The following is a 24,701-nucleotide window of genomic DNA, read 5'->3' as shown; positions in this document are numbered from 1 at the left end:
CCTGTCCTGCGTTTATTGCCCGGTCTTGGGGAAAAAGAGGGCCGACGGGTCCACGGCCATGTCCAGCACATAGAAGCCCAGGTGCAGATGCGGCCCCGTGACCCGGCCGGTCTGGCCCGCCAGGCCGATGACCTGCCCGGCCTCGACCATGGCCCCCTGCTCCGTCCGGAACTCATCGAGATGCATGTACACGGAATAGACGCCCAGACCATGGTCGATGAAAACCGAGCGTCCCCCATAGTAATGATCCGCCGCGAGCACAACCTGCCCTGCGGCCGCGGCCCGCACCGGCTCGCCCAGGGCGGCCTTGAGGTCCAGCCCGCGGTGGGGGTTGCGCTCCAGGTCGTTGAAGAAACGGCGCAGCCCGTAGGCGCTGCTCACGGCCCCCGGCACGGGGCGCATGAGCGGCAGGGAAAGATGGTTCACGGCCGAAATTCTGGCCAGGGTCTCGCGCACTTCGGCCTGCTCGCGATTGATGCGCTCCTGCACGGCGGCCGGGGGCGTGGCCATGTCCGGCGGCACGGTCAGGCGCTGCTCGGGGAACTCGCGCTTCTCGACCAGGACGTGCGTCGACACGGACACGGGGCTCAGGCCCAGCTTGGTCACGCGCAGGTCCCGCGGACCGGGCTTGGATTTGAGGACGTCGGAGCCGAGCAGGAACTCCACGCTCCGCTCGCCGGCGGCTGGCACCTGGAGCTTGCGCCCGTCCCACTCCACGAGAAGCCTGTCCAGAGGCGTGTCGGACTCGACCCGGACCACGAAGGGCAGGCCGATGCCGATGACCTCGGGGCACTCCACCCGCAGCTGGGCGGCCCGGGCGGGCGCGAGAGGCACGGCAGCGGCCAGGAAAAGTAACGCCATGAGAAAACGAAACATCATGAAAGCTCCTCGGGCAGCACTTCGGCCCCGAACTCGCCGTCCGAGACCTGCACGCGGATCGTATCGCCGGGCCGCACGTCCAGGAGCGAACGCACGAACCCGTCCCGGCCCCGCACCAGGGCGTAGCCGCGGGTCAGGGGCGCGGCCGGGTCCAGGGCGGCCAGGCGGCCCTCCAGGTCGCGCAGGGCGTCCCGGCGACGGCCGACCAGGGCCGAAGCGGACTGTGCCAGAGCCGAACCGGTCCGGTCCAGCTCGGATTGCAGGGACATGAGACGGGCCGGACCGAAGGCGCGGCGCAGGCGCTCGTCCAGGCGGGACAGGGCCTCGCGCCGTTCCCCGGCCATGCGCAGGGCCGCCTGTCGCAGCCGGTCCGCCAGACGCTCCAGTTCGAACCCCCCGCGCTCGATGCGTCGGGCCGGCGAGTTCCACATGAGCCCCTGCACCTGCCGGTTCAGGCCCCCCTCGCGCTCGTCCAGAAAGCGTCCCATGCCTCGGGCGAGAGCCAGGAAAATCTCGTCGGCCTGCTGCCTGAGCACCGCCCGCTCGGTCCACAGCACCTGGGCCGCGTGGGACGGCGTGGCCGCGCGCAGGTCGGCCACGTGGTCGGCGATGGTCGTGTCCACCTCGTGCCCCACACCGCAGACCACGGGCAGACGGCAGCGGAAGAGAGCCTCGGCCACGGGCTCGGTGTTGAAGGCCCACAGGTCCTCCAAAGACCCGCCGCCGCGGATAAGCACCACGACCTCGGCCCAGCCGTCCCGGTCCGCCCGGTCCAGGGCGGAGGCGATCTGGGCCGGCGCGCTGTCGCCCTGCACCAGGCTCGGGTACAGCCGCACGACGGCCCCGTACCCCCGGTCCCCGGCCACGCGCAGAAAGTCCTGCAGGGCAGCGCCCTGGGGCGCGGTGATGACGGCCACCCGGCGCGGGTTGCGCGGTGGCGTCATCTTGCGCTCCGGGTCGAAATACCCCTTGGCCGCCAGCTTGGCCTTCATGGCCTCGAAGGCCACGGCCAACTCGCCCATGCCCTGCCCCTGCACCAGCTCGGCCACGAGCTGATAGGCCCCGCGCGGCGGGTACACGTTCATGCGCCCGGCCACGAGCACTTCGAGCCCGTCGGCCAACTGCAGCGGCGCCCCGCTTTCCACCTCGCCGGTCAGCGGGTTGACCCGCTCCCCGTCATCCTTCCCGGCCTTGGGCTGGGCCCCCTTGAACCACACGACGTTAAGCGTCGCCTCCTCGTCCTTGAGGGAGAAGTAGACATGCCCCGAAGGCGGCTTGGAAAGGTTCGAAACCTGCCCCCGCACCCAGACGAACGGGAACTCGCCCTCAAGGACGTCCTTGATGGCCTGGGTCAGGGTGCGGACGGAGAAAATGTGCATAGGAACGCTAAATATTTTTTAGGGTGAACGGTCAATCCAGATGATTAAAGCAATTTGTGACGCAGTGCGTCACAAATTGGGAAAGCCTGATAAAATCCGGTTCAAGAGGAATACCCCCTCCCCCTGCGGGTACTCCCCCTTCGCAGGGGGAGAATCAGATTGTGCTTACCGTTCGGCGTGTTCCGTCAGGCCAGACCCATGCATCCCGCACATACTTCTGACGCATAAAGCCTCAACATCCGCCCAAAGACCGCTCCAACTCCCCTCCTGCCAAGGAGGGGTGCCCGAAGGGCGGGGTGGTTGCCTCTTACCCGCTTCAAAGAGGAATACCCCCTCCCCCTGCGGGTACTCCCCCTTGGCAGGGGGAGAATCGGATTTGCTGGGCGTGCAACGTCTTTCGGAAGATCAAACTCAGGCATCCCCGACATACAGCTGACGCATAAAACATCAACATTCGCCCAGAGACCACACCTACTCCCCTCCTGCCAAGGAGGGGTGCCCGAAGGGCGGGGTGGTTGCCTCTTACCCGCTTCAAAGAGGAATACCCCCTCCCCCTGCGGGTACTCCCCCTTGGCAGGGGGAGAATCGGATTTGCTGGGCGTGCAACGTCTTTCGGAAGATCAAACTCAGGCATCCCCGACATACAGCTGACGCATAAAGCATCAACATTCGCCCAGAGACCACACCTACTCCCCTCCTGCCAAGGAGGGGTGCCCGAAGGGCGGGGTGGTTGCCTCTTACCCGCTTCAAAGAGGAATACCCCCTCCCCCTGCGGGTACTCCCCCTTGGCAGGGGGAGAATCGGATTTGCTGGGCGTGCAACGTCTTTCGGAAGATCAAACTCAGGCATCCCCGACATACAGCTGACGCATAAAACATCAACATTCGCCCAGAGACCGCTCCAACTCCCCTCCTGCCAAGGAGGGGTGCCCGAAGGGCGGGGTGGTTGCCTCTTACCCGCTTCAAAGAGGAATACCCCCTCCCCCTGCGGGTACTCCCCCTTCGCAGGGGGAGAATCAGATTGTGCTTACCGTTCGGCGTGTTCCGTCAGGCCAGACCCATGCATCCCGCACATACTTCTGACGCATAAAGCCTCAACATCCGCCCAAAGACCGCTCCAACTCCCCTCCTGCCAAGGAGGGGTGCCCGAAGGGCGGGGTGGTTGCTTCTTACCCAGTCTCTACTTCCACAAACCACCCAAAATACCGCTGAATCTCAATCAGCACAGCCTCAACATCTTGAAACACTACCTTGTTTTCAAAGCGCAACACCTTGATTCCCTGTGTATTCAGAAAAATATCCCGCTCCAAATCACGTTCCTGCGCACTGACAAAGCTGTGCACCTCACCATCCAGTTCAACGGCCAATCGCTCTTGCGGGCAGTAAAAATCAAGAATGTACCTGCCCACACTGTGCTGTCGTCTGAATTTTCTGCCTTCGAGTTGCGAGCTTTTGATGTGCGTCCACAATTTTGCTTCGGCCGGGGTCAGATGCTTGCGCAATTCACGCCGAAAGGTTCGAAGCGAAGGCAGATTGTTTTCCCGGAGTTGATGCTGCGCCTTCTTTTCAGACACGGCAACCTCATCATCATTACGCCAATCCCCACTCCTTCATCACTTCCTTGCGCCATTCCAGAATCGCGTTCTGCCAATCCGCCACGGGCAGTTCGCGCTTCTCGCCGGTCTTCCTGTTCTTCACCTCAAGCACGCCCTTCTCCAAGCCCTTGCCGCCGATGACGATCTGCATGGGCGAGCCCATGAGGTCGGCTTCGTTGAACTTGACGCCGGGGCGTTCGTCGCGGTCGTCGAACAGGGTGTCGATGCCCTGGCTTTCCAGCCAGTCGTGGATTTCGCGGCCCATGGTCATGACCTTCTCGTCCCTGGTGGACATGGCCAGGACCGTGACCTCGAAGGGGGCGATGGACGGGGGGAAGATCATGCCGTTTGCGTCGTTGTTCTGCTCGATGCTGGCGGCCACCACGCGGCTGACGCCGATGCCGTAGCAGCCCATGATGATGACCTGCTCCTTGCCGTTCTCGTCGAGGAAGGTGGCGTTCATGGCCTTGGAGTACTTGGTGCCGAGCTTGAAGACGTGGCCGACCTCGATGCCCTTGGGCATGGTCAGGGGGCCGCCGCAGGCCGGGCAGGGGTCGTCAAGGGTGATGGAGCGCAGGTCGGCGTAGCCCGTGGGCGCGGCGTCGGTCGACAGGGTGATGTCGCGGCGCGGGTCCACGTGCAGGAGGTGCGCGTCGGCGGCGTTGGCTCCGCAGACGAAATCCGTGGCCGAGGCGATCTCAAAGTCGGCGTAGATGGCGTCGACCTTGAGACCCACGGGGCCGGCGAAGCCCACGGGCGCACCGGTCCAGGCCTGGACCTGCTCGGGCGTGGCCAGGTCGACGTTCGTGGCGTTCAACATGTTCTTGAGCTTGACGTCGTTCACTTCGCGGTCGCCGCGCAGCAGCACGGCCACGGAACGTCCGTCCACGTCGAAGAGGAGCGTCTTCATGATCTTCTCCGTGGGCACGGCCAGGAAGCCGGCCACGTCCTCGACGGTGTGCTTGCCGGGGGTGGCGACCTGCTCAAATGGGGCGCACGTTTCGGTGCAGGGCGCGCCGGGCTTGAGCTCCGCCTTCTCCAGGTTGGCGGCGTAGGAACAGGACGTGCACACGGCCAGGGTGTCCTCGCCCGTGTCGGCCAGGACCATGAACTCGTGCGAAAAACTGCCACCGATGGCGCCCGAGTCGGCGCTCACGGCGCGGAACTGCAGGCCCAGACGGGTGAAGATGCGCTCGTAGGCGTCGTACATGGCCTGGTAGCTCGCGTTCACGCCCTCGTCGTCCTTGTCGAAGGAGTAGGCGTCCTTCATGATGAACTCGCGGCCGCGCATGAGGCCGAAACGCGGGCGGATCTCGTCGCGAAACTTGGTCTGGATCTGGTAGAGGTTCAGGGGCAGCTGCCGGTAGGAACGCACCTCGCCGCGGATGAGGTCGGTGATGACCTCCTCGTGGGTAGGCCCGAGGCAGTAGTCGCGGCCGTTGCGGTCTTTGAGGCGCAGGAGCTCCTTGCCGTAGAATTCCCAGCGCCCACTCTCCTGCCACAGGTCGGCCGGCTGGACCATGGGCATGGAGATTTCCTGGGCCCCGGCCCGGTTCATCTCCTCGCGCACGATGTTTGCGACCTTGTTGATGGCGCGAAGACCCAGCGGCATGTAGGTGTAGATGCCGCTGGTCAGCTTGCGGATCATGCCCGCGCGCAGCAGCAGCTTGTGGCTGATGACCTCGGCCTCGGCCGGGGTCTCCTTCAGGGTGGGCGCGTAGAACTTGCTGAACAGCATGAAATGTCTCCTCGATATGAATATGTAAAGAAATGGTTGAATTCTTGGTGAACGCGATATTTTTCCGACAATAAATCCGGACAGTTGAATCAGACGGCCGTCTGCTCCGCCAGCCGTTCGGCCAGTTCCAGCAGCTCACTGCCCCGTGCCAAGCCGTCCACGAAGCGCCACGGGATGCCCGAGAGGCCGGTCTGGGCCCCGACCAGGGCGCCGGTCAGGATGGCGCGGGCCTGGTTCTGGCCGCCGCCGTTGACGGCGTGGAGCACGGCGGACTCGAAGTCGTCCCGGAAGCGCGCCGCCAGGTAGTAGGCCGCCGGGAGCTGGTGATAGATGGCGCACGGCATGCCGTAGACCAGGGAGACTTTCCAGGCCGGTTCGATGCGCACGGCCGGGTCCGCGGCCGCCGCTGCGAAGTAGGCCGGGGACAGCAGGGCGTCGGGCGAGGCGAAGCGGCCGGCCCGTGGCGGGTCCGGGTCGCCTGGGCGCGGGGGCTGGAGGTTGTCGCGCGTCACGGCGTGGAACGGCAGCTCGCCGCTCTTGACCAGTTTCATGAGGCGCCCGGAAATTCTCGTGTCCAGCGGTTGCCCCTGCACCATCTGCCCAAGCACCGCGCCGTAGGCCACGGTCAAAGACAGGACCGTCTCGTCGTTCTGGGTCAGGGCGGCGTTGTCGGACACGGCCTCGGCCAGCCTGGCAGGCTCCAGGGCATAGCGCACGGCGATGGCCAGGGTCCGCTCGATGGCCTCGGTGGTGTCGGCCGGGCCGGCCGTCCGTCCCCAGGGCAGACGCTGCCGGACACGCCGCCGCCAGGCATCGCGGATGGACTGACTGGTGTAGAAGCCCGGCCCGCTGACGGGCGAGCCGTCGAGGAGGGAAAAAAGCTCCTCGTCCATGCGGCGGCAGAAATCCGGCTCGTCGTAGCCGCCGCACTCGACCAGGGAGCGCGCGGTCAGCTCCAGGATGTAGCCCGCCTGGGACAGCTGTCCGGCCCGCATGCCTTCGTGGTAGCGGCCGGGCATGGGGTCCGTGTAATCGGTGATCCAGTCGCCGTAGTCGCGGCGCAGCTCGTCAAGGTCGTAATACCAATGGGGTCCGAGCCCCAGGCCGTCCCCGATGAAGGCTCCCATGACGGCGCCGGCGGCGCGGTCCCTGATGTCCTTTCCCGGCATGTTCCCCCCTTTCTGCTCACACGGCCACGGACGCCGGAAGAGGTCGGGTCACGCCCCGCCTCGCCGCTCGTCCAGAAATTTCTCCAGCTCTTCCATGAAGGCCGGCAGCAGCTCGGCCCTGCCCTTGACCTTGCGCACCACCTCGCCCTTGCGGAAGATGAGCCCGGATTCGCGTCCCCCGGCCACGCCGATGTCGGCCTCGCGGGCCTCGCCGGGCCCGTTGACCACGCAGCCCATGACCGCCACGGTGAAGACCTCCTCCACCCCGCGCAGCCTGTCCTCCACGGCGTTGGCCAGTTCGATAAGCCCGATCTCGGTCCGGCCGCAGGTCGGGCAGGACACGATCTCCGGCCCCCTGGCCCGCAGGCCCAGGGCGCGCAGGATCTCCCAGGCCACGAGCATCTCCTCGACGGGATCGGCTGTCAGCGAAACACGGAGCGTGTCGCCGATGCCCTCGGCCAGCAGGATGCCCAGGCCCACCGACGACTTGACCGCCCCGCGCATGGCCGTGCCAGCCTCGGTCACGCCAATGTGCAGCGGGTAGTCGACGGTCTGCGACATGAGCCGGTAGGCTGCGACGGTGCCCAGCACGCTCGACGACTTGAGCGAAATCTTGGTATCGTAAAAGCCGCGCTCCTCCAGCAGGCGCACGTGCTCCATGGCGCTCTCGACCATGGCCGCCGGGGTCGGGCCGCCGTGTTTCTTGAGCAGTTCCCTGTCCACGGAGCCGCTGTTGACGCCGATGCGGATGGGCACGCCGGCCGCGCGGGCGGCGTGCACCACGCGGTCGACCTTGTCGGGGCCGCCGATGTTGCCGGGGTTGATGCGCAGACCCTTCACCCCCGCCTCCACGGCCTGCACGGCCAGACGGGAGTCGAAATGAATGTCGGCGATGAGGGGCACGCCCGTAGCCACGCAAATTTTCTTCAAGACCACGGCCGCTTCGAGATCGAGCACGGCCAGGCGCACGATCTCGCAGCCGGCCCGGACCAGGGCCTCGATCTGGGCCAGGGTGGCCTCGACGTCGCGGGTGTCCGTGTTGGTCATGGACTGCACGCGCACGGGATTGCCGCCGCCTATGCCCACCCCGCCGACGGAGATGGTGCGGGTCGCGCGCCGGGGGGCGAGGATGGATGCGTCTGTCTGTGTCATGGCGGGGGAGCGTAATGAATTTGGCGGTCAAAGCCAAGGTGGGGGAAATCCTAAAATTCGCCCCGCCTGTCAGCTAGGCGACAGACAAAAAGACGTGCTATGGCCTATGGCAGTCCCATGGGCCGCCACAGGGCGGCAAGGCTGCATCCATCATCGGAAAGACCCGGCGCAGGCCGTTAAACTGAAGGAGGGTTCGCATGGCCAAGGAAAGGGAAATTCACGATCTGAGTCCGTGGGAAGACGCGCAGAAGATGATCGCCAAGGCGCGGCGCGAGGGAGTGAATCTCATCTGGGACCGGCTCCAGGACCAGACGCCCCACTGCACCTTCTGCGACCAGGGGCTGACCTGCAGCAAGTGTGTCATGGGCCCCTGCCGCATCAACCCCAAGGGGCCGAGAAAAACGCACGGCGTGTGCGGCGCAGACGGGGACCTGACCGTCGCGCGCAACTTCGGCCGCTTCGTGGCCGCCGGCGCGGCCGCCCACTCTGACCACGGCCGGGACCTGCTGGAGACCCTGGCCGCCATCGGCGAGGGCAAGACCACGGACTACGGCATCCGTGACGAGGCCAAGCTCGAGCGCATCTGCACGGAGCTGGGCATCGCGGTCGAAGGCCTCTCCGTCCGCGAGCGGGCCAAGGCCCTGGCCGACCTGTTCTTCGAGGACTACGGCTGCCGGTCCCACCACGTGGCCTTCAGCGGCCGCGCCCCGCAGAAGCGCAAGGACGTCTGGGAGCGCTTCGGCTGCACGCCGCGCGGCATCGACCGCGACTGCGTGGAGATGCTCCACCGCACGCACATGGGCGTGGACTGCGACCCCGTGTCCATCTGCCTGCACGCCGGCCGCGTGGCCCTGGCCGACGGCTGGGGCGGGTCCATGATCGCAACGGAGGTTTCGGACATCATCTTCGGTACGCCCAAGCCCGTCAAAGCCGTGGTCAACCTGGGCGTGCTGAAGGAGGACCAGGTCAACATCCTGGTCCACGGCCACAGCCCCATCGTCTCGGAGATGATCCTGGCCGCGGCGCGGGAGCCCGAAATCCTGGCCAAGGCCAAAGAGGCCGGCGCCACGGGCATCAACATCGCGGGCCTGTGCTGCACGGGCAACGAGGTGCTCATGCGCCAAGGCGTGCCCATGGCCGGCAACCACCTCATGACGGAGCTGGCCATCGTCACCGGCGCGGTGGAGATGGTCATCGTCGACTACCAGTGCATCATGCCGAGCCTGGTCAACGTGGCCGGCTGCTATCACACGAAATTCGTGTCCACGTCGGACAAGGCCAAGTTCCCCGGCGGCATCCACATGGAGTTCAATTACACAAACGCCCGCGACAAAGCCCGCGAGGCGGTGCTCATGGCCATCGAGGCCTTCCCCCGGCGCGACCCGGCCAAGGTCGAGATCCCATCCAAACCCGTATCCATCACCTCCGGCTTCTCCAACGAGGCCATCCTCGGCGCCCTGGGCGGCACGCCCGAGCCCCTGATCCAGGCCCTGCAGGCCGGGAAGGTCCGTGGCGTGGCAGGCATCGTGGGCTGCAACAACCCCAAGCTCAAGCATGACCACGTGCATGTGGGACTGGCGCGGGAACTGATCCGGCGCGACATCCTGGTCGTCGTCACGGGCTGCGCCACCGTGGCCATGGGCAAGGCCGGGCTGCTGGAACCCGAGGCAGCCGACCAGGCCGGCGAAGGGCTGGCCGGCATCTGCCGGGCCCTGGGCATCCCGCCGGTGCTGCACGTGGGCAGCTGCGTGGACAACTCGCGCATCCTGCACCTCTGCGCGGTCCTGGCCAATTACGCGGGCCTGGACATCAGCGACCTGCCCGTGGCGGCCAGCGCACCCGAGTGGTACTCCGAGAAGGCGGCCGCCATCGGCCTCTACGCCGTGGCCAGCGGCGTCTACACCCACCTCGGGCTGCCGCCGCACATCCTGGGCAGCGCCATGATCACGGACCTGGCCCTCAAAGGCCTCGACGACGTGTTCGGCGCCTGTTTCAGCGTCGAGCCCGACCCCTTGAAGGCCGCGGGGCTCATCGACGAACGCATCACGGCCAAGCGCCTGGCCCTGGGCTGGTCCGCCTAGTCGGGAACCGGCCGGAAACACGCGGGGGAGCCCCGGCTCCCCCGCACCCCCGCAAGGAGGAACGCATGAAGATCGCATTCGCCGGCAAGGGCGGCGTGGGCAAGACCACCCTGTGTGCCTGGCTCGGGGACTATCTCGCCCGGCAGGGACACGACGTCATCCTCGTGGACGCGGACACGGCCCTGAGCCTGGGCCAGGCCTGCGGGCTGGAGCCGGGCGACCTGCCCGTCCCCTTAAGCGCACGCGAGGACCTCATCCGGGAGCGCATCGGCTCTGGCTTCCTGAGCCTGACCCCCGACGTCTCGGACCTGCCGGGGGAACTCGGCGTAGATCTGCCCGTCGCGGCCGCGGAAGGCGTCCGGCCGGGCCGCAAGCGCCTCCTGACCATGGGCTCCATCACCGGGGCCGGCGACGGCTGCGCCTGCGCGGCCAACGCCCTGCTCAAGTCCGTGCTGGCCCATCTGGTGCTGCGGGAACGAAGCCATGTGCTGGTGGATCTGGAGGCCGGCGTGGAGCACCTCGGGCGGGGCACCGTGGCCGCGGTGGACGGACTGGTGGTGGTCAGCGAACCGAGCCGCAGGTCCCTGGAGACGGCTGCCAGGGTTGGCGCTCTGGCCGCGGATCTCGGCCTGCCGCGGCAGGTCCTGGCCGTCAACCGGGTTGTCGGCGAACCCCGGCTCCCCAGTCTGGACGGGCTGCCCGAAAGCGTGGTCTATGTCCCGGCCCTGGCCAGCCTGTCAGGCAGGCAGCTCGAACAGGCCAGCGTTCTCGAGCTGGACGACCGGCCCTCCATAGACGGGGTCTGCGCACGGCTCATGGCGGCCATGTCGTAGCAGGCCGCGCAGACGCCGGGGCCCTGGACATGACGGCCAAAAGAACGCATGACGGCTGGACCGCCCGGAGCCCGCACCCGACGCCAGCCGGGCTCCCAACTCCCGGGACGCGGAAACGGAGCCGACCATGCGCCTGACCGACACCACCCTGCTGCAGGATCTCGAACGCCCCGAGATGGCGCCCGTCCGCCAGGCCTTCCACGCCCGCGCCTTTGCCCGCGGGGCCATGGTCTTCCACCCCCGGCAGGACAACCGGATCTTCATCGTCACCCAAGGCAGGGCGCGCGTTTTCCTGTCCTTCCGCGACAAGGAATTCACCATGGCCGTGCTGGACGCGGGCGACGTCTACGCGACCCACACCAGGGGCTGGGTGCAGGCCCTGGACGACCTCGAAATCCTCGTGGCCGACGTGACCGAGGTCCGGCGCCACCTCGGCTCCATGCCGAGCTTCAACTCGGCCATGATCCACGTCCTGGGCGACCTGCTGTCCCACGCCATCTCCGTCATCGACACTCTGGCCTTCAAGGACGTGCGCAACCGCCTCCTGGAATTCCTGACCTACGAGGCCAGGCGCCTGCCCCGCTGCCGGGAGTGCCGGCACTGCGGCAAGTGCGAGGACGGCGGCATGGTCTCCCTGGGCCTCAACACCGAACAGATGGCCAGCATCATCGGCTCCTCGCGCCAGACCGTGTCCTCCCTGCTCAACGCCCTGGCCAAGGACGGCGTCATCGAACTGAAAGGACGCGGCGTGATCTGCATCCCCGACATCGCCGCCCTGGAGGCGTGCGCGGCGCAGGAAAACTGAGCCGGATCGCGATCCGAATCGGACTTCAACTCCCCTCCTGTTAAGGAGGGGTGCCCGGAGGGCGGGGTGGTTGACTCGTGTTCATCCGACGCAGCCCAGTCCGGTTCCGGGAAGAATACCCCCTCCCCCTTCGGGTACTCCCCCTTGGCAGGGGGAGAGTAAGCGTGCTTCTGCCGTGAAATTTCCTTTATCCCACCGTCCAACGCGCAGGTCCGAGCGTTCCGTACGGACCGGAACGCGGCCGCGCTGCCGCAACCTCTTCAGCACACGGCGTTTATTCCTCTAAAAATACCCCAGGCTCCGCAACTGCGCCATCCTCTCCTCCTTGGCCGCGTCGCGCCCCGAGCGCTCGCCCCGGCCCGAACGGGAAGTGCAGGGCACGCAGCCGAGCGACCGGTAGCCGTGGTCGTAGAGCGGGCACCAGGGGATGCCCTCGCGCACCAGGAAGGTCCAGACGTCGAGTTCCGTCCATTCCAGGATGGGCAGGATACGGACATGGTCGCCGTGGTCCTCGAACCACGGCCGGTGAGCGCGGTCCGGATTCTCGTCGGCACGCACGCCCGTCAGCATGGCTGGTATCTTCAGGCGGGAGATGGCCTCGTTCAGGGGACGGATTTTCAACTCGCCGCAGCATTGCACCGGGTCCACGGCCAGCGGATAGCGCGCCAGGTCGACCTCCGGGCGGACCACGGTCACGTCCACGCCCCACTCCCGCGCCAGGCTGTCGCGGAACGCCAGCACCTCCGGGAACTTGCAGCCGGTATCGAGGTTGATGGCGAAAGGCGCCTCCCCGCACCCCGCCTCGCGCAGCACGCCCCGCCACAGGGCCAGGACCACGGTGGAGTCCTTGCCGCCCGTCCAGCCCACGGCGGCACGGGCCCCGAAACGCGCCAGGGCGTCGGACATGCGCTCCCTGGCCAGACGGACCTTGTCGTAAAGGGTCATGTCTCCTCCTGGGCGGAAGGCAGGTCGATGATGAACCGTGCCCCCTTCCCTGGCTCGGACTCGACGCGCATATCCCCGCCGTGGCTCTTGGTGACGATGAAGTAGGACACCGACAGGCCGAGCCCCGTGCCCAGCCCCGGCGCCTTGGTCGTGAAGAACGGGTCGAAGGCGCGGCGGCTGACCTCGGCGTCCATGCCGGGGCCGTTGTCCTCGACCGAAATGCGCACACCTTCGGGCAGAGCGGATGCATGGATGCGGATTCTCGGCTTCGCGGTCGGAGGAACGGCCGTGGCCATGGCCTGGGAAGCGTTGCGCAGAAGGTTCAACAGGACCTGCTCGATCTCGGTCTCGGTGCAGGCGACGGGCGGCAGGTCTTCCTCGACTTCGATTTCCACGCTGATCCGGCCGAAATCATGGTTTTTCCTGAGATCGTAGTCCGTGGCCGCCAGGGCCACCGACTGTTCGATCAGCCGCCGCAGGTCGCATGACGTGCGCCCGGTTTCGCTCATCCTGCTGAAATCGAGCATGCGCCGGATGATCTCCGCGGCCCGCACGCCCGCCGTATGAATGTCCGCAATGAACACGTCGAGCTTGCGCTCGCGCATGTAGCGTTCGAGAAGTTCCATGTTGAGGCCGATGCGCCCGGCCGCCTCGATGTTCTTGGGAAAATCGGGGCGCATGCGCTGCACGAGATTGTGGGACGCCTGGAGGATGATGCCCAAGGGATTGTTGATCTCGTGCGCGATGCCGGCTGCCATGCCGCCCACGGAGCGCATCTTTTCGCTCTGGATCATGAGTTCCTGCATCTGTTTCATCTGCGAGATGTCCCGCACCACCGCCAGCAGATGTGTCGTCCCGTCGATCTGCATCAACTGGCTGGAGACGGCGCAAGGCGTGACGGAACCGTCCTTGCGCTGCACGTCGATTTCAAGGTTGCGAACCGTGCCGTCGCGTTCGAGCATCCCGTAGAGCAGATCCCGCTGGGCCGGGTCGCGATAGATGCCCAGTTCCAGGAAAGTCCGGCCCACGGCCTCGGCGCGCGAGTACCCCGAGAGCGCGACAAAGGAATCGTTGACGTCCACGAGTTGTCCGGTTTTCTCGTTGACGAGAACGATGGTGTCAGGGGAGAGCCGAAAAAGCCGGAAGAACTTCTCCTCGGACTGCCTGAGCCTCTCTTCGGCCTGCTTGCGCTCGGAAATGTCCGTGTGGGTACCGCTCAGCAGAACGGGATTGCCGTCCCCGTCGCGTTCGATGACGTCGCCCCGGCTCAGAATCCACTTCCAGCCCCCGTCCCGCGTCCGCATGCGGAATTCGGCCTGATACGACTTGAGCCCCCTGGAGTTCACCGCCTCCAGAATCTCCCTCTCGGTTTGCTCGCAGTCGTCGGGGTGGCAAAGGCTGCGCCACGTCTCATAGCTCATGGGCAGTTCCTGGTCGGCGTAGCCAAGCATCTCATACCAGCGGGGACTGTAATAGGTTTCCCCCGTGACGTAGGACCACTCCCAGATGGCGTCGGTACTGGCGCCGATGGCCCGCGAGAGCCGGCTTTCGCTGCGCCGGAGGGCGGCATTGGCCTCGTCGAGTTCGCGGTACGACCGGTCCAGTCGCGCCAAAAGTTCCTCGAAGGCCTCGCCGAGGTTGGCGATTTCGAGGTCGCCCTGGCGCAGGGATACGCCGCGGGACAGGCTTCCGGTGTCCGTGGCCCGCATGGACGAGCCGAGCTCCCGCAAGGGGACGACCACGGACTGACGCAGTCTCCTGCGCAGAAGCGTCAGCATGCAGATGAGGGTGATGGTCAGCAGGACGAAAAAGAAGGTGAAGAAGCTGAGCATCTGCCTGCGCAGGAGCGACAGGTCGTGGCTGATGCGGACCCAGCCCAGGACTTCCCCGGCAGCGGTGACGGCCTTGGTGAAGCGCAGGGCCAAAAAATCGTGCTCGAAGCGGTAGGGCTCGCCCGGTTCCGGACGCACGGCGTCGAGAGCCGGCACGTCCGCCGTGGAGAGTTCGGGCGCCCCGCCCGCAACTCGGACGAGGGGCTTTCCGGAAGCGTCGTAGAGCACGACCTCCAGCACCTCGTCCAGGGCGCCTATCTGCGCGACGCGCATCCCCAGAGCCGAATACCTGCGTTCGAAGAGTTCGTTGGCCATCTGGCTCTGCTCGCGGGCCACGAGCATGTCCAGGAAACGGCATACGGACTGGATATTGTCGTTTTTCCAGCGCAGCTGCATGATGCTCCCCATGGCCACGAAGAGGACCGCGATGACCGCGATGGTCACCATGATGTCCCGGTTCATGCGCTGAGCGATGCTTTTTCTCGCCATCAGGGCTCCACCTTCTTCACGAACTCGACGGCATCCGGCGTGATGCGCAGAACGACCAGGGGCTTCACGGGATCTCGAGATCCTCTGAACGAGATCGTCCCCGTGACGCCAGGAAAACCGTCCGTGGCGGCAAGGGCGTCGCGAATGGCCGACGGTTCGGCGCTGCCGGCGCGCCGGATGGCGTCGGCCACAAGGCAGAGGGCGTCGTAGGCGTTGGCGTTGCCGGCGTCGATGGAGTCCAGGGCGTCCGGCCCGAACTCGCGCAGCAGCAATTCGACGAACTCGCGACTGGCCGGGGACGCATCGTCGGGATGCCAGTGCGAGACGTAGTAGTTCTCGCCCCTGGCCGGATCGAGGTACGGGTAGTGTTCGAGGGCGGTCCAGCCGTCGCCGCCCAGGAACGGCATGCTCAGACCAGCCCCGCGCGCCTGCTTGAGCAGGAGGCCCGAATCCCGCGTATACCCGGCCACGAGGACCAGGTCGGGGGCCTCGCGCCTGACGGCCTCCACTTGTGCGGCGAAATCCATGGCGTCCTGAAGGTAGCGCACCTGTCCGGCCACGACCCCGCCCAGGGCCGTGAAATGTTGCGTGAAGCCCGCGCTCAGACCCTCACTGTAGACGTCGCCGGCAATGGTCACGACCACGGCGCGGACGGCGCCGAGATCCTGTCTGGCGAAGCGTGCCAGGATCATGGCCTGCAAATCGTCTGTGTAGCAGACCCTGAAGATGTAGTCCCCGATGGCCGTGACGCCCGGGGCGGTGGTGGTGGCGCCGAGCATGGGGATGCCGGCCTGTTGCAGGACCGGACCCATGGCCATGGCCTGGGAACTCCAGGAAGGGCCGACCACGGCCACGACGCCGGCCTTGATGGCGTCATGGGCGGCTTGGCGCGCGCCGAGGGCAGAGCTCATGGTGTCGAACTCCACGATTTCCAGCGGACGACCCAGAACGCCGCCAGCAGCGTTGATTTTGTCGGCCGCGAGCTTGACGATGCGGTAGTTGGGGGAATTCTCCTCTGCGCCCGGGCCGGTCATGGCGAAGACGCTGGCCACCCGGACGGGTTCGGGACGAGGAGACTGGGCGGCGGCGTCCCGAGAAAGGACGCACAGCGCCAGTGCGATCAGCAGCCCCGACGGCCAGTTCGCCCAGAGGACTCCGAAAAGGCCCCGGTAACCGCCTTTATCATATTTTTTCATGACCACCCCTCTCCCTTGACATACCTGCCATTCCCGCCGAACCCGGCACGCATCATACGTATGACTTTAGGCATGAACCATGCGGAGCACAAGCCCGGGGGCTCCGCCGCTGGCCAGCGGGGTGAGTCTCCCGGCGCGCTTTGGTGATTGCACTATGCTGAAAATCATATACAAAGCGGACGTCAGACACCGCCGCCCGAGGTTCAGATGCACCACCCCCCCACATCCTCATCGGATCACTCCCGACGCCTGCCGGGCCTTCGCCGCAAGATCGGCATCCTGCTCCTGGCCATTTCCGTGGCGGTGCTCCTCATGTCGGCCGCCGTCGGCAAGCGCATCCTGCACGACCTGACCGCGGATCTGAGCCGCAGGCTGGCCGTGTCCGAAGCGCAGCTGACCCGGGAGAAGATCCAGTCCCTGGTCGGGCGCGAACTGGCCATCGCCCAGCGCTTCGCCGGCCTGACCGCTCTGGGCGACTGGCTCCTGTCCGAGCAGGATCCCCTGGCCCGGGGGCGTTTCCTGGCCGAGGCCGCCGGCTTCCGCCCGGCTTTCGCCGACGGGGCCTATTTCGTCATCCACCACCATACCCTGGCCTACTACTATGCGGATGCGGAGCGGCCCCGCGCCATCTACCGCTACACACTGGACCGCAACAACACCGCGGACTCGTGGTATTTCTCGACCATGGAGCAGGCGGTCCCTTACACGCTGAACGTCAACCCCGACGCGATGCTGAAGGTCACGAACCTCTGGATCAACGTGCAGGTCCGCAATGCGGCCGGAGCCCCCCTCGGCCTCGTGGGGACCGGCATGCGGCTCGACCGATTCCTGGCCAGCATGCTCGCACCCAGAACCCAGGGAAGCACAAGCTTCATCGTGGACACGGCGGGCCGCATCGTGGCCCATCCCGACCCGTCGAAAATCGAATACGGCGCCCTGGACAAGCAGGAGTCAAACAGGACCCTCTTCGCCGACCTGAGCACCGAGTCCGGGCGCGAAACCGCTTCCCGGCTGCTGGCTGAAGTGCGGCGTCAGGCCGGGGGAGTCGAGGTCATGGAGCAGATCACCCCCGAAGGCAGGCGGGTGATGGCCCTGGCCCACCTTCCGGAGCTGGGGTGGACGGTGGTCAGCAGCGTCAATCCCGAGGCGGCCGAAGTCCTGTCCTCGGGCTTCATCCGCCTGGCCCTGATCGGCGGCGGGGTCATCATCCTCATGGTCATCCTGGGCCTGACCCTCGGCTTCGACCGGCTCGTCCTGCAACCCTTGCTGACCCTGACCGCCTCGGCCCGAATGATCGCCCAGGGGCAGTACGGCATCCGCATGCGCTCGGAGCGCAACGATGAGATCGGCGCCCTGTCCCGCGCCTTCGACACCATGGCGGCCGAAGTCCAGGCCTATACCGAGGACCTGGAGCGGCGGGTGGCCGAGCGCACGGCCGAACTGGAGGCGACCCACGCCAGGCTGGCCGCCACCCACCGCCAGCTGACCGAGAGCATCCGCTACGCGAGTCTCATCCAGCGCGTCATCCTGCCCGACCGGCGGCTCGACACGAACATGCAGGGCCGCTACTTCGTGGTCTGGCAACCGCGCGACGTGGTCGGCGGCGATTTCTACCTCTACCGCGAGGACGAGGGCGGGTGCCTCTTCGGCGTGGTGGACTGCGCGGGGCACGGCGTGCCGGGCGCGTTCATGACCATGATCGCCCACGCCGCCCTGGAGCGCGCCACCGTGGAACTCGGCCTCGGCCAGCCGGCGGCGCTGCTGGAACGCGCCGACAGGGCCGTGCGGGACATGCTGCCCGACACGCAGCGCCTGGAGCGCCTGGCCACGTCCATGGACATCGGTCTGTGCTACGTGGAGAGGGCTTCCAGGACGGTCCGCTTCGCCGGGGCGCACATCGACCTCTTCGCGGCCTGCGACGGGGAGATCAGGAATTTCAGGGGCGATCGGGGCGGGATCAACGACCGCAAACCGAGGACCTTCACGCAACTGACCCTTGACCTGGAGCCGGGTTGCGTCTTTTATCTCGTCACGGACGGCATTCTGGACCAGGCCGGCGGCGACAGGGACCTGCCCTTCGGCCGCGGCGGGTTCACGGCCTGGCTGCGTGACAACGCCGCCCTCCCCCTGGAGAACCAGGAAGCGTCCCTGGCCAGGGCCCTGAACAACTACCGCGGGGAAAAGCCGCAACGCGACGACATCACCGTCCTGGCCTTCCGTTTCGACCAGGCGACGCCAGACCCTTCGAAGGAGACCGACTCATGACCACCCCGGACCTCTACGACCTGCGGGAAATTTTCGACCGCAAGCAGATCATGGTCTGCTTCAACGGCCCCATCAATGCTGCCCTCATCGAGGAGATCGGACGCGCCCTGCGCGACTACCTCCAGCACCAGCAGGAAGCGCCCAGCGCCGTGGCCGACATCTTTGCGGTCTACATCGAGATGACCCAGAACATCCGACGCTACGCCGACCAGCATCCGGAGCTCGAAGGCGCGGCCAACGCCGCCATCGTCGTGTCCCGCGAGGACGGACGCTATGTCATCAGCGCCGGCAATGTGGTGGCACCGCAGGACGGCCTGGAACTCGTGCGGCGCGTGGATGAGCTGGCGGCCATGGACCGCGCCGCACTCAAAACCCTTTTCAAGACCCAGCTGCGCCAGCCCAGGGAGACCCTGAACGGCAGCGCGGGCCTGGGCCTCATCGACATGGCGCGCAAGGCTTCCTGCCCCCTGGCGGCCACATTGCGCGCCATCGACTCCGGGCGCAGCTTCCTGAGCCTGCGCGTCATGCTCTGAACCAACGCCTTCAGCACAAAACGAGAACGATATGCACGACATAGACCTTGCCCAGACCCCCAGCACCCCCCTGGTCCGCACGAGCAGCCGGGAGGGGCGGTTGACCATGGCCGGGGATTCCTACCCCGAAAACCCCTTCGAGTTCTTCCAGCCCATCATCGAGTGGGTCGAGGGCTTCCTGGCGAACGGCAGCGCGCCCCTGTCCCTGGACCTGGCCCTGGTCTACCTGAACACGAGCAGCATCCGGGCCATGATGGACATCTTCGACCGGCTGGAGGAGGCCCACCAGGGCGGCCGCCGCATCAGCGTGCACTGGAGCTACGACCCTGACAACGAGCGGGTCGGCGAACTGGCCGAGGAGTTCAAGGAAGACTGCACCTTTTCCTTCACCATCGCCCCGAGGTCCTGACCATGACCGAACGCACCGGCACCGACAGCCTGGAGGAGCGGATCGAATCCATCCTCTCGGCGCAGACGCCCCCCGACGGGTGGAAGGACGCCCTGGCCGAGCTTTTCCGGCGCTACCGCGACCAACAGCACCTGCTGGACAGGCTGACCCACATCGCCGACCGCTTCCAGGCCGCGGAGCGCGAGCGCAGCCAGGACTATCTGAGCAGATACGAGCGCAAGGTCCGGCAGTTGGAGAAGATCGTACGCATCAGCGACCAGTACCAGACCATGCTGCACCAGCTCAAGGAACGCCTGGAGCACGCCTCCAACTACGACGCCCTGACTGGCCTGCCCAACCGCCGCTACATGACGGGGCGCCTGGAGGAGGCGGCTTCCCAGGCCGCGCGCAGGCCAGAACACGCCTTTGCCGTCATGATCGCCGACATAGACAATTTCAAGGCCGTCAACGACAGCTTCGGCCACGCCGCCGGAGACCGCGTGCTGCACGCCGTGGCCCGCGCCCTGGAACTGACCCTGCGCGAATACGACCTCTGCGCGCGCTGGGGCGGCGAGGAATTCCTGCTCCTTTTCCCGTCCTGCGCGCAGGAAAACGCACCTGCCGTGGCCGAACGCCTGCGCAGAAACGTGCACGAAACCCCGCGGACCGACGGCGACCTTCCCGCACCGACAGTCAGCATCGGCTACACCCTGCACCGCCCAGGCGAGAGCATCGACGCAACCTTGCTGCGGGCCGACGAGGCCCTGTACAAGGCCAAGGACGCAGGGCGGAACTGCTGCATGGGTCTGTAGCGCAGCCGCCCCTTGACACCTCTGCGTGCTTGCCCTAGCCGGGAAGCAGTTTTTGCAGGGGTGGCGAGGAGCCTGAGATGATACCCGTTGAACCTGATCTGGGTCGTGCCAGCGAAGGGAATTGCAAGACGTCCGCCGGGTCTCCCGGCGCCCCCTCACAGTCCTCGCCTCCACCGCTTCCATCCTTAGCAGTGCGAGGTATTCCCATGTCCGACCTGGCCCGCAGAGCCGCCGCGAACCTGACCGCCGTGAGGCGGGACAAGCCGCTCGTCCACAACATCACCAACTTCGTGGTCATGAACGCCACGGCCAACGCCCTGCTGGCCTGCGGCGCCTCCCCCGTCATGGCCCACGCCGCGAACGAGGTCGAGGAGATGGCCGCCTTCGCCGGGGCCCTGGTGCTCAATATCGGCACCCTGACCGACGTCTGGGTCGCGTCCATGCTCAAGGCCGGAAGGAAAGCCACGCAGCTCGGCAAGCCCATCGTCCTGGACCCCGTGGGCTCCGGCGCGACGAAGCTGCGCACGGACGCGGCCAGAACCATCCTGGCCGAAACGAAGGTCTCGGTGGTGCGCGGCAACGCCTCGGAGATCCTGTCCCTGTCCGGGCAGGACGCGGCCACCAAGGGCGTCGACTCCTGCGACTCCGTCGACGACGCCGCGCGCGTGGCCGGCCGCCTGGCCCTGGAGCTCGGCGTCACCCTGGCCATCACCGGCCCGACGGACCTCGTCACCGACGGCCGGCGCGCGCTCTTCATCGAGGGCGGGCACCCGCTCATGCCCTTCGTCACGGGCACGGGCTGCACGGCCTCGGCCCTGGTCGGCGCCTTCCACGCCGTGGACCCGGACCCGCTGAGCGCCGCGGCCACGGCCCTGGCCTTCCTCGGCCTGGCCGGGGAGCGCGCCGGGGCCAGGGCCGAAGGGCCCGGCTCCTTCCAGGTCCACCTCCTGGACGCCCTCTACGCCATCACCCCCGAGGAACTGGCGGCCTCGTGCCGCATCCGCGAGGAGCGCCATGCCTGACTTCTCCCTCTACCTGGTCACGGACCGCGGGCTGTCCCTGGGCCGCGACACGGCCGACATCGTGCGGGCGGCCGTGGCCGGCGGGGCGACCTGCGTGCAGCTGCGCGAAAAGAGCTGCGGCACGCGGGAGTTCGTGCGCGAGGCCAGGGCCGTGCGTGACATCCTGGCCGGGACGGGCGTGCCGCTCATCATCAACGACCGCGTTGACGTGGCCCTAGCCGTGGGCGCCGACGGCGTGCACCTGGGCCAGACCGACATGCTTCTGGCCGACGCAAGGCGCCTGACGGGCTCGGACATGCTCATCGGCGTCTCGGCCGAGTGCGTGGAGGACGCCGTGCGCGCCCAGGCCGGGGGCGCCGACTACATCGGCGTGAGCCCGGTCTTCGCCACCCCGACCAAGACCGACACGGCCCCGCCCCTGGGCCTGGGCGGCGTGGCGGCCATCCGCGCGGCCGTGTCCCTGCCGGTCGTCGGCATCGGCGGCATCGGCCCGGCCAACGCGGCCGAGGTCATCCGGGCCGGTTGCGACGGCATCGCCGTGGTCTCGGCCATCGTCTCGGCGGCCGACCCCGAAAGGGCCGCTGCCGAGCTTCTCTCCATCATCCGCAAGGCTCGGGAGGAATCATGAACCAGCCCAAGACATACGCGCGCGTCCTGACCATCGCCGGCTCCGACTCCGGCGGCGGCGCCGGCATCCAGGCCGACCTGAAGACCATCGCCGCCAACGGCTGCTACGGGGCCAGCGTCATCACCGCCCTGACGGCTCAGAACACCCAGGGCGTGACGGGCATCCACGCCGTGCCCGTGGACTTCGTGGCCGCGCAGATGGACGCGGTGCTGGGCGACATCGGGGCCGACGCCGTGAAGATCGGCATGCTCTTCTCGCCGGAGCTGATCCGCACCGTGGCCGCCGGCCTGACGCGCCACGGCGTGCGCATCGTCGTTCTGGACCCGGTCATGGTCGCCCAGAGCGGGGACAAGCTGCTGCAGGACGAAGCCATCGACGCCCTGAAGCGCGAACTCATCCCCCTGGCCACCCTCATCACGCCCAACCTGCCCGAGGCCTCGGTCCTGCTCGGCCGCGACATCGACACGGCCGAGGCAGCCCGCGCCGCGGTCATGGACCTGGCGGCCCTTGGCTGCGAAAACGTGCTGGTCAAGGGCGGGCATCTGGAGTCGGGCGACAGCGACGACACGCTGCTCGTCGGCCCGGAAAACCGCATCGTGACCCTGCGCGGCGAGCGCATCCCCACGCGCAACAACCACGGCACCGGCTGCACCCTGTCCTCGGCCATCGCCTCGAACCTGGCCAAAGGCCACGACGTGGAGACGGCCGTACGCAACGCCAAGGAGTACATCAGCGGCGCCATCCGCGCCGGCGCCGGGTACGTCATCGGCAAAGGGCACGGGCCCGTGCACCACTTCTTCAAATTCTTCACGTGATGCCTGAGCTTTCAAACCGTCCCGACCTGGTCCTTCCCGCACAGGCGCGCGGCGCCTCCGCCATCACCCTGACCGGCCTGTCCTTCGATTTCGAAGGCCGGCCCATCTTCCGGGATCTCGACCTGACCATCCCGGGCGGGCGGACGACCTGCATCCTCGGCCCCAGCGGCTGCGGCAAGTCGACCCTGCTCAGGATCATGGCCGGGACGCCGCACTACGCCTTTTCGGGCTCCGTACGCTTCGAGGAGGGCGCGGACGCGGCCGTATCCTGGATGAGCCAAAACGACCTTCTCCTGCCCTGGCTGTCCCTGCTGGACAACGTCCTGCTGGGCGCCAGGCTGCGCGGGGAGTTGTGCCCGGAAAAGCGGGACAAGGCCCTGGCCCTCATCCGCGAGGCGGGCCTGGCCGGCAGCGAGGACAAACTCCCCGCCGCCCTGTCCGGCGGCATGCGCCAGCGCGGCGCCCTGCTGCGCACGCTGATGGAGGAGCGACCGGTCATCCTCATGGACGAACCCTTCTCGGCCCTGGACGCCCTGACTCGCGTGCGCCTGCAGAACCTGGCGGCACAGCTGACCTCCGGGGCCACGGTGGTCCTGGTCACCCACGACCCCATGGAGGCCCTGCGCCTGGGGCACCGCATCGTCGTCCTGGGCGGCGGCCCCGCGCGGGTCATGGAGATCGTCGAACCCCAAGGACCGACGCCGCGGGAACCCGGCGCGGAGCTGGCGGCCCTGTATGCGCAGCTGCTGGCCCGGCTCATGAACGCGGAGGCCGCATGAAGGCCCTGCGCCCCCTGACCCTGCTGGTCGGCCTCACGGGCCTGTGGCAGCTGCTGGTCACCCTGACGGGGGTCCCGCCCTACATCCTGCCCGGCCCCCTGCCCGTGGCCCGGGCCATGGCCGCGCACCTGCCGGCCCTGGCCGGGCATCTGGGCGCGACGCTGACGGAGATCCTGCTGGGCCTGACCGTGGGCACGCTCCTGGGCTCCTCGGCCGCGCTGGCCATGATCCTTTCGCCGCTGCTCAAGCGCTGGATGCTGCCCGTGCTGGTGGCCAGCCAGGCCGTCCCGGTCTTCGCCATGGCCCCGATCCTGGTGCTGTGGCTGGGTTACGGCATGGCCTCCAAGGTGGCCATGGCCGTGCTGATCATCTTCTTCCCCGTGGCCTCGTCCTTCTACTCCGGCATGCGCCGCACCGACGCCGACCTGCTGGAACTGGCCCGCATCATGGACGCCAGGCCCCTCAAGGTCCTGACCTGCATCGTCATCCCCTCGGCCCTGCCGTCCTTCGCCGCCGGCCTGCGCGTGGCCACGGCCGTGGCCCCCATCGGCGCCGTGGTCGGCGAGTGGGTCGGTTCGAGCCGGGGCCTTGGCTACTTCATGCTGCACGCCAACGCCCGCATGCAGATCGACCTCATGTTCGCCGCCCTGACCGTCCTGGCGGCGGCGTCCTTGAGTCTCTATTTTCTCGTGGACCGGCTGCTGGACAGGCTGGTCTTCTGGCAGCCGAGGCATGCAAGGCAATGAAAACACCTGTGCGCCAATTCCCCGAGTCAAACTCGCGGAATTGGGGAGCCCGCGACGCAGTGGAAGGAAAGGCATGGATTCCCGCCTTCGCGGGAATGACTCCGAGGTGGTGCGCAGGATCGCGAGTGGAAAGGCATGGATTCCCGCCTTCGCGGGAATGACTCCGAGGTGATGCGCAGGATCGCGAGTGGAAAGGCATGGATTCCCGCCTTCGCGGGAATGACTCCGGAGTGACGCGCGGGATTCAGTGACGGCATCCGAAGGTTCCACCCCAAGGCCCATATCGGTGTCATCCCCGCGAAGGCGGGGATCCATCTTCGTCTCAGCACCGCCCGAGGAACCGCCCCAGCGTGTCGGTTCGCTGCGGTCCGGGGCCGGCAACTGTCTGACTGAGCCGGGCATCGTTTGTTTTCCCGTCGCCTTCCGCCCGAAGTGCAGGTGCTTGTCCGGCAGCGGCGACGGGAAAACAGTACGAGGCCAGCGAAGGAGTTTTGGCGGCCCCGGACCGCAGCGGACCGATACGCGGCCGCCTTGCCGCCCTCCTTTTTCCCGGCCCCGGAACCAAGGTGGCGTTCAACGTACGCAGTTTGCCCAAAAAGATGGATTGCTTCGTCGAAGACT

General features: G+C 67.1%; 21 protein-coding genes. 12 read left to right on the top strand and 9 right to left on the bottom strand.

The window, feature by feature from the left end; all coding sequences use genetic code 11:
• Positions 1 to 12 precede the first annotated feature (12 nt).
• The 6 genes from ACYQ3G_RS08630 to ispG form a co-directional block, all read right to left on the bottom strand.
• Positions 13 to 879: a M23 family metallopeptidase gene (locus tag ACYQ3G_RS08630; protein WP_459824856.1), complete on the bottom strand. Its 867-nt coding sequence runs from the start codon at positions 877 to 879 to the stop codon at positions 13 to 15.
• Positions 876 to 2,258, bottom strand: coding sequence for an exodeoxyribonuclease VII large subunit (gene xseA / locus ACYQ3G_RS08625; RefSeq protein WP_459824853.1), 1,383 nt, complete (start codon positions 2,256 to 2,258; stop codon positions 876 to 878). Before xseA ends, ACYQ3G_RS08630 begins: the two co-directional genes overlap by 4 nt.
• Positions 2,259 to 3,426: 1,168 nt before the next feature.
• A complete protein-coding gene (locus ACYQ3G_RS08620) occupies positions 3,427 to 3,831 on the bottom strand; it encodes an endonuclease domain-containing protein (protein WP_459824850.1) in 405 nt (134 codons plus the stop codon).
• Positions 3,832 to 3,847: 16 nt separating this feature from the next.
• The gene (locus ACYQ3G_RS08615) at positions 3,848 to 5,590 is read right to left on the bottom strand and encodes a proline--tRNA ligase (RefSeq protein ID WP_459824848.1); all 1,743 of its coding nucleotides are present in this window, start codon (positions 5,588 to 5,590) and stop codon (positions 3,848 to 3,850) included.
• Between the two features lie 89 nt (positions 5,591 to 5,679).
• Positions 5,680 to 6,759: an ADP-ribosylglycohydrolase family protein gene (locus ACYQ3G_RS08610; RefSeq protein WP_459824846.1), complete on the bottom strand. Its 1,080-nt coding sequence runs from the start codon at positions 6,757 to 6,759 to the stop codon at positions 5,680 to 5,682.
• Between the two features lie 48 nt (positions 6,760 to 6,807).
• Positions 6,808 to 7,911 (bottom strand): flavodoxin-dependent (E)-4-hydroxy-3-methylbut-2-enyl-diphosphate synthase, encoded by a 1,104-nt coding sequence (gene ispG / locus ACYQ3G_RS08605; RefSeq protein WP_459824843.1) that lies wholly within the window; start codon positions 7,909 to 7,911, stop codon positions 6,808 to 6,810.
• Between the two features lie 197 nt (positions 7,912 to 8,108).
• On the opposite strand from ispG, the gene cooS reads away from it, so the two are divergent.
• From cooS to ACYQ3G_RS08590, 3 genes are all read left to right on the top strand, one after another.
• Entirely contained in the window at positions 8,109 to 9,992 is a 1,884-nt protein-coding gene (gene cooS, locus ACYQ3G_RS08600; protein ID WP_459824840.1) for an anaerobic carbon-monoxide dehydrogenase catalytic subunit, read from the top strand.
• 65 nt (positions 9,993 to 10,057) lie between these two features.
• Positions 10,058 to 10,825, top strand: coding sequence for an ATP-binding protein (locus tag ACYQ3G_RS08595; RefSeq protein ID WP_459824838.1), 768 nt, complete (start codon positions 10,058 to 10,060; stop codon positions 10,823 to 10,825).
• A 127-nt stretch (positions 10,826 to 10,952) separates the two neighbouring features.
• Positions 10,953 to 11,630, top strand: a complete 678-nt coding sequence (locus ACYQ3G_RS08590) for a Crp/Fnr family transcriptional regulator (RefSeq protein WP_459824836.1) — start codon at positions 10,953 to 10,955, stop codon at positions 11,628 to 11,630.
• 282 nt (positions 11,631 to 11,912) lie between these two features.
• Here ACYQ3G_RS08590 and ACYQ3G_RS08585 read toward each other — a convergent pair whose 3' ends face one another.
• The 3 genes from ACYQ3G_RS08585 to ACYQ3G_RS08575 are packed head-to-tail and all read right to left on the bottom strand — an operon-like array spanning position 11,913 to position 16,092.
• Complete coding sequence (locus tag ACYQ3G_RS08585) at positions 11,913 to 12,575, bottom strand: phosphoadenosine phosphosulfate reductase family protein (RefSeq protein ID WP_459824834.1); 663 nt, start codon at positions 12,573 to 12,575, stop codon at positions 11,913 to 11,915.
• Positions 12,572 to 14,896 carry a PAS domain S-box protein gene (locus tag ACYQ3G_RS08580; protein ID WP_459824833.1) on the bottom strand — a complete coding sequence of 775 codons (2,325 nt, stop codon included), beginning with the start codon at positions 14,894 to 14,896 and terminating at the stop codon, positions 12,572 to 12,574. Before ACYQ3G_RS08580 ends, ACYQ3G_RS08585 begins: the two co-directional genes overlap by 4 nt.
• On the bottom strand, positions 14,896 to 16,092 hold the full coding sequence (locus ACYQ3G_RS08575) for an ABC transporter substrate-binding protein (RefSeq protein ID WP_459824830.1): 1,197 nt from the start codon (positions 16,090 to 16,092) through the stop codon (positions 14,896 to 14,898). Before ACYQ3G_RS08575 ends, ACYQ3G_RS08580 begins: the two co-directional genes overlap by 1 nt.
• A gap of 207 nt (positions 16,093 to 16,299) precedes the next feature.
• Between ACYQ3G_RS08575 and siaA the strand changes: the two genes are divergently transcribed.
• From siaA to ACYQ3G_RS08530, 9 genes are all read left to right on the top strand, one after another.
• Positions 16,300 to 18,357, top strand: a complete 2,058-nt coding sequence (gene siaA / locus ACYQ3G_RS08570; protein WP_459824827.1) for a biofilm regulation protein phosphatase SiaA — start codon at positions 16,300 to 16,302, stop codon at positions 18,355 to 18,357.
• The gene (gene siaB / locus ACYQ3G_RS08565; RefSeq protein ID WP_459824824.1) at positions 18,354 to 18,890 is read left to right on the top strand and encodes a biofilm regulation protein kinase SiaB; all 537 of its coding nucleotides are present in this window, start codon (positions 18,354 to 18,356) and stop codon (positions 18,888 to 18,890) included. The genes siaA and siaB overlap by 4 nt, the downstream gene beginning before the upstream one ends.
• 31 nt (positions 18,891 to 18,921) lie before the next feature.
• Positions 18,922 to 19,299: a biofilm regulation phosphoprotein SiaC gene (siaC, locus tag ACYQ3G_RS08560; RefSeq protein WP_459824821.1), complete on the top strand. Its 378-nt coding sequence runs from the start codon at positions 18,922 to 18,924 to the stop codon at positions 19,297 to 19,299.
• Between the two features lie 2 nt (positions 19,300 to 19,301).
• Entirely contained in the window at positions 19,302 to 20,090 is a 789-nt protein-coding gene (gene siaD / locus ACYQ3G_RS08555) for a biofilm regulation diguanylate cyclase SiaD (RefSeq protein WP_459824819.1), read from the top strand.
• A 206-nt stretch (positions 20,091 to 20,296) separates the two neighbouring features.
• Positions 20,297 to 21,112, top strand: a complete 816-nt coding sequence (thiM, locus tag ACYQ3G_RS08550) for a hydroxyethylthiazole kinase (RefSeq protein ID WP_459824817.1) — start codon at positions 20,297 to 20,299, stop codon at positions 21,110 to 21,112.
• Complete coding sequence (thiE, locus tag ACYQ3G_RS08545) at positions 21,105 to 21,740, top strand: thiamine phosphate synthase (RefSeq protein WP_459824815.1); 636 nt, start codon at positions 21,105 to 21,107, stop codon at positions 21,738 to 21,740. Before thiM ends, thiE begins: the two co-directional genes overlap by 8 nt.
• Complete coding sequence (gene thiD / locus ACYQ3G_RS08540) at positions 21,737 to 22,555, top strand: bifunctional hydroxymethylpyrimidine kinase/phosphomethylpyrimidine kinase (protein ID WP_459824812.1); 819 nt, start codon at positions 21,737 to 21,739, stop codon at positions 22,553 to 22,555. Before thiE ends, thiD begins: the two co-directional genes overlap by 4 nt.
• Positions 22,555 to 23,334, top strand: a complete 780-nt coding sequence (locus ACYQ3G_RS08535) for an ABC transporter ATP-binding protein (RefSeq protein WP_459824810.1) — start codon at positions 22,555 to 22,557, stop codon at positions 23,332 to 23,334. Before thiD ends, ACYQ3G_RS08535 begins: the two co-directional genes overlap by 1 nt.
• The gene (locus ACYQ3G_RS08530; protein ID WP_459824807.1) at positions 23,331 to 24,080 is read left to right on the top strand and encodes an ABC transporter permease; all 750 of its coding nucleotides are present in this window, start codon (positions 23,331 to 23,333) and stop codon (positions 24,078 to 24,080) included. The genes ACYQ3G_RS08535 and ACYQ3G_RS08530 overlap by 4 nt, the downstream gene beginning before the upstream one ends.
• The last annotated feature ends 621 nt before the right edge of the window (positions 24,081 to 24,701 follow it).

This window comes from Desulfomicrobium salsuginis, assembly GCF_054657795.1.
Note: the sequence above shows the minus strand (reverse complement) of the source record. Positions and strands in the feature narration are given on the sequence as shown.

Excerpts from the sequence above, each read along its gene's own strand:
- cooS (WP_459824840.1), top strand. The coding sequence starts at position 8,109 with ATGGCCAAGGAAAGGGAAATTCACGATCTGAGTCCGTGGGAAGACGCG.
- siaB (WP_459824824.1), top strand. The coding sequence starts at position 18,354 with ATGACCACCCCGGACCTCTACGACCTGCGGGAAATTTTCGACCGCAAG.
- ACYQ3G_RS08575 (WP_459824830.1), bottom strand. The coding sequence starts at position 16,092 with ATGAAAAAATATGATAAAGGCGGTTACCGGGGCCTTTTCGGAGTCCTC.
- xseA (WP_459824853.1), bottom strand. The coding sequence starts at position 2,258 with ATGCACATTTTCTCCGTCCGCACCCTGACCCAGGCCATCAAGGACGTC.
- siaC (WP_459824821.1), top strand. The coding sequence starts at position 18,922 with ATGCACGACATAGACCTTGCCCAGACCCCCAGCACCCCCCTGGTCCGC.
- thiD (WP_459824812.1), top strand. The coding sequence starts at position 21,737 with ATGAACCAGCCCAAGACATACGCGCGCGTCCTGACCATCGCCGGCTCC.
- ACYQ3G_RS08630 (WP_459824856.1), bottom strand. The coding sequence starts at position 879 with ATGATGTTTCGTTTTCTCATGGCGTTACTTTTCCTGGCCGCTGCCGTG.
- ACYQ3G_RS08615 (WP_459824848.1), bottom strand. The coding sequence starts at position 5,590 with ATGCTGTTCAGCAAGTTCTACGCGCCCACCCTGAAGGAGACCCCGGCC.
- ACYQ3G_RS08530 (WP_459824807.1), top strand. The coding sequence starts at position 23,331 with ATGAAGGCCCTGCGCCCCCTGACCCTGCTGGTCGGCCTCACGGGCCTG.
- ACYQ3G_RS08595 (WP_459824838.1), top strand. The coding sequence starts at position 10,058 with ATGAAGATCGCATTCGCCGGCAAGGGCGGCGTGGGCAAGACCACCCTG.
- ACYQ3G_RS08590 (WP_459824836.1), top strand. The coding sequence starts at position 10,953 with ATGCGCCTGACCGACACCACCCTGCTGCAGGATCTCGAACGCCCCGAG.
- ACYQ3G_RS08585 (WP_459824834.1), bottom strand. The coding sequence starts at position 12,575 with ATGACCCTTTACGACAAGGTCCGTCTGGCCAGGGAGCGCATGTCCGAC.
- siaA (WP_459824827.1), top strand. The coding sequence starts at position 16,300 with ATGCACCACCCCCCCACATCCTCATCGGATCACTCCCGACGCCTGCCG.
- ispG (WP_459824843.1), bottom strand. The coding sequence starts at position 7,911 with ATGACACAGACAGACGCATCCATCCTCGCCCCCCGGCGCGCGACCCGC.
- thiE (WP_459824815.1), top strand. The coding sequence starts at position 21,105 with ATGCCTGACTTCTCCCTCTACCTGGTCACGGACCGCGGGCTGTCCCTG.
- thiM (WP_459824817.1), top strand. The coding sequence starts at position 20,297 with ATGTCCGACCTGGCCCGCAGAGCCGCCGCGAACCTGACCGCCGTGAGG.
- siaD (WP_459824819.1), top strand. The coding sequence starts at position 19,302 with ATGACCGAACGCACCGGCACCGACAGCCTGGAGGAGCGGATCGAATCC.
- ACYQ3G_RS08535 (WP_459824810.1), top strand. The coding sequence starts at position 22,555 with ATGCCTGAGCTTTCAAACCGTCCCGACCTGGTCCTTCCCGCACAGGCG.
- ACYQ3G_RS08580 (WP_459824833.1), bottom strand. The coding sequence starts at position 14,896 with ATGGCGAGAAAAAGCATCGCTCAGCGCATGAACCGGGACATCATGGTG.
- ACYQ3G_RS08610 (WP_459824846.1), bottom strand. The coding sequence starts at position 6,759 with ATGCCGGGAAAGGACATCAGGGACCGCGCCGCCGGCGCCGTCATGGGA.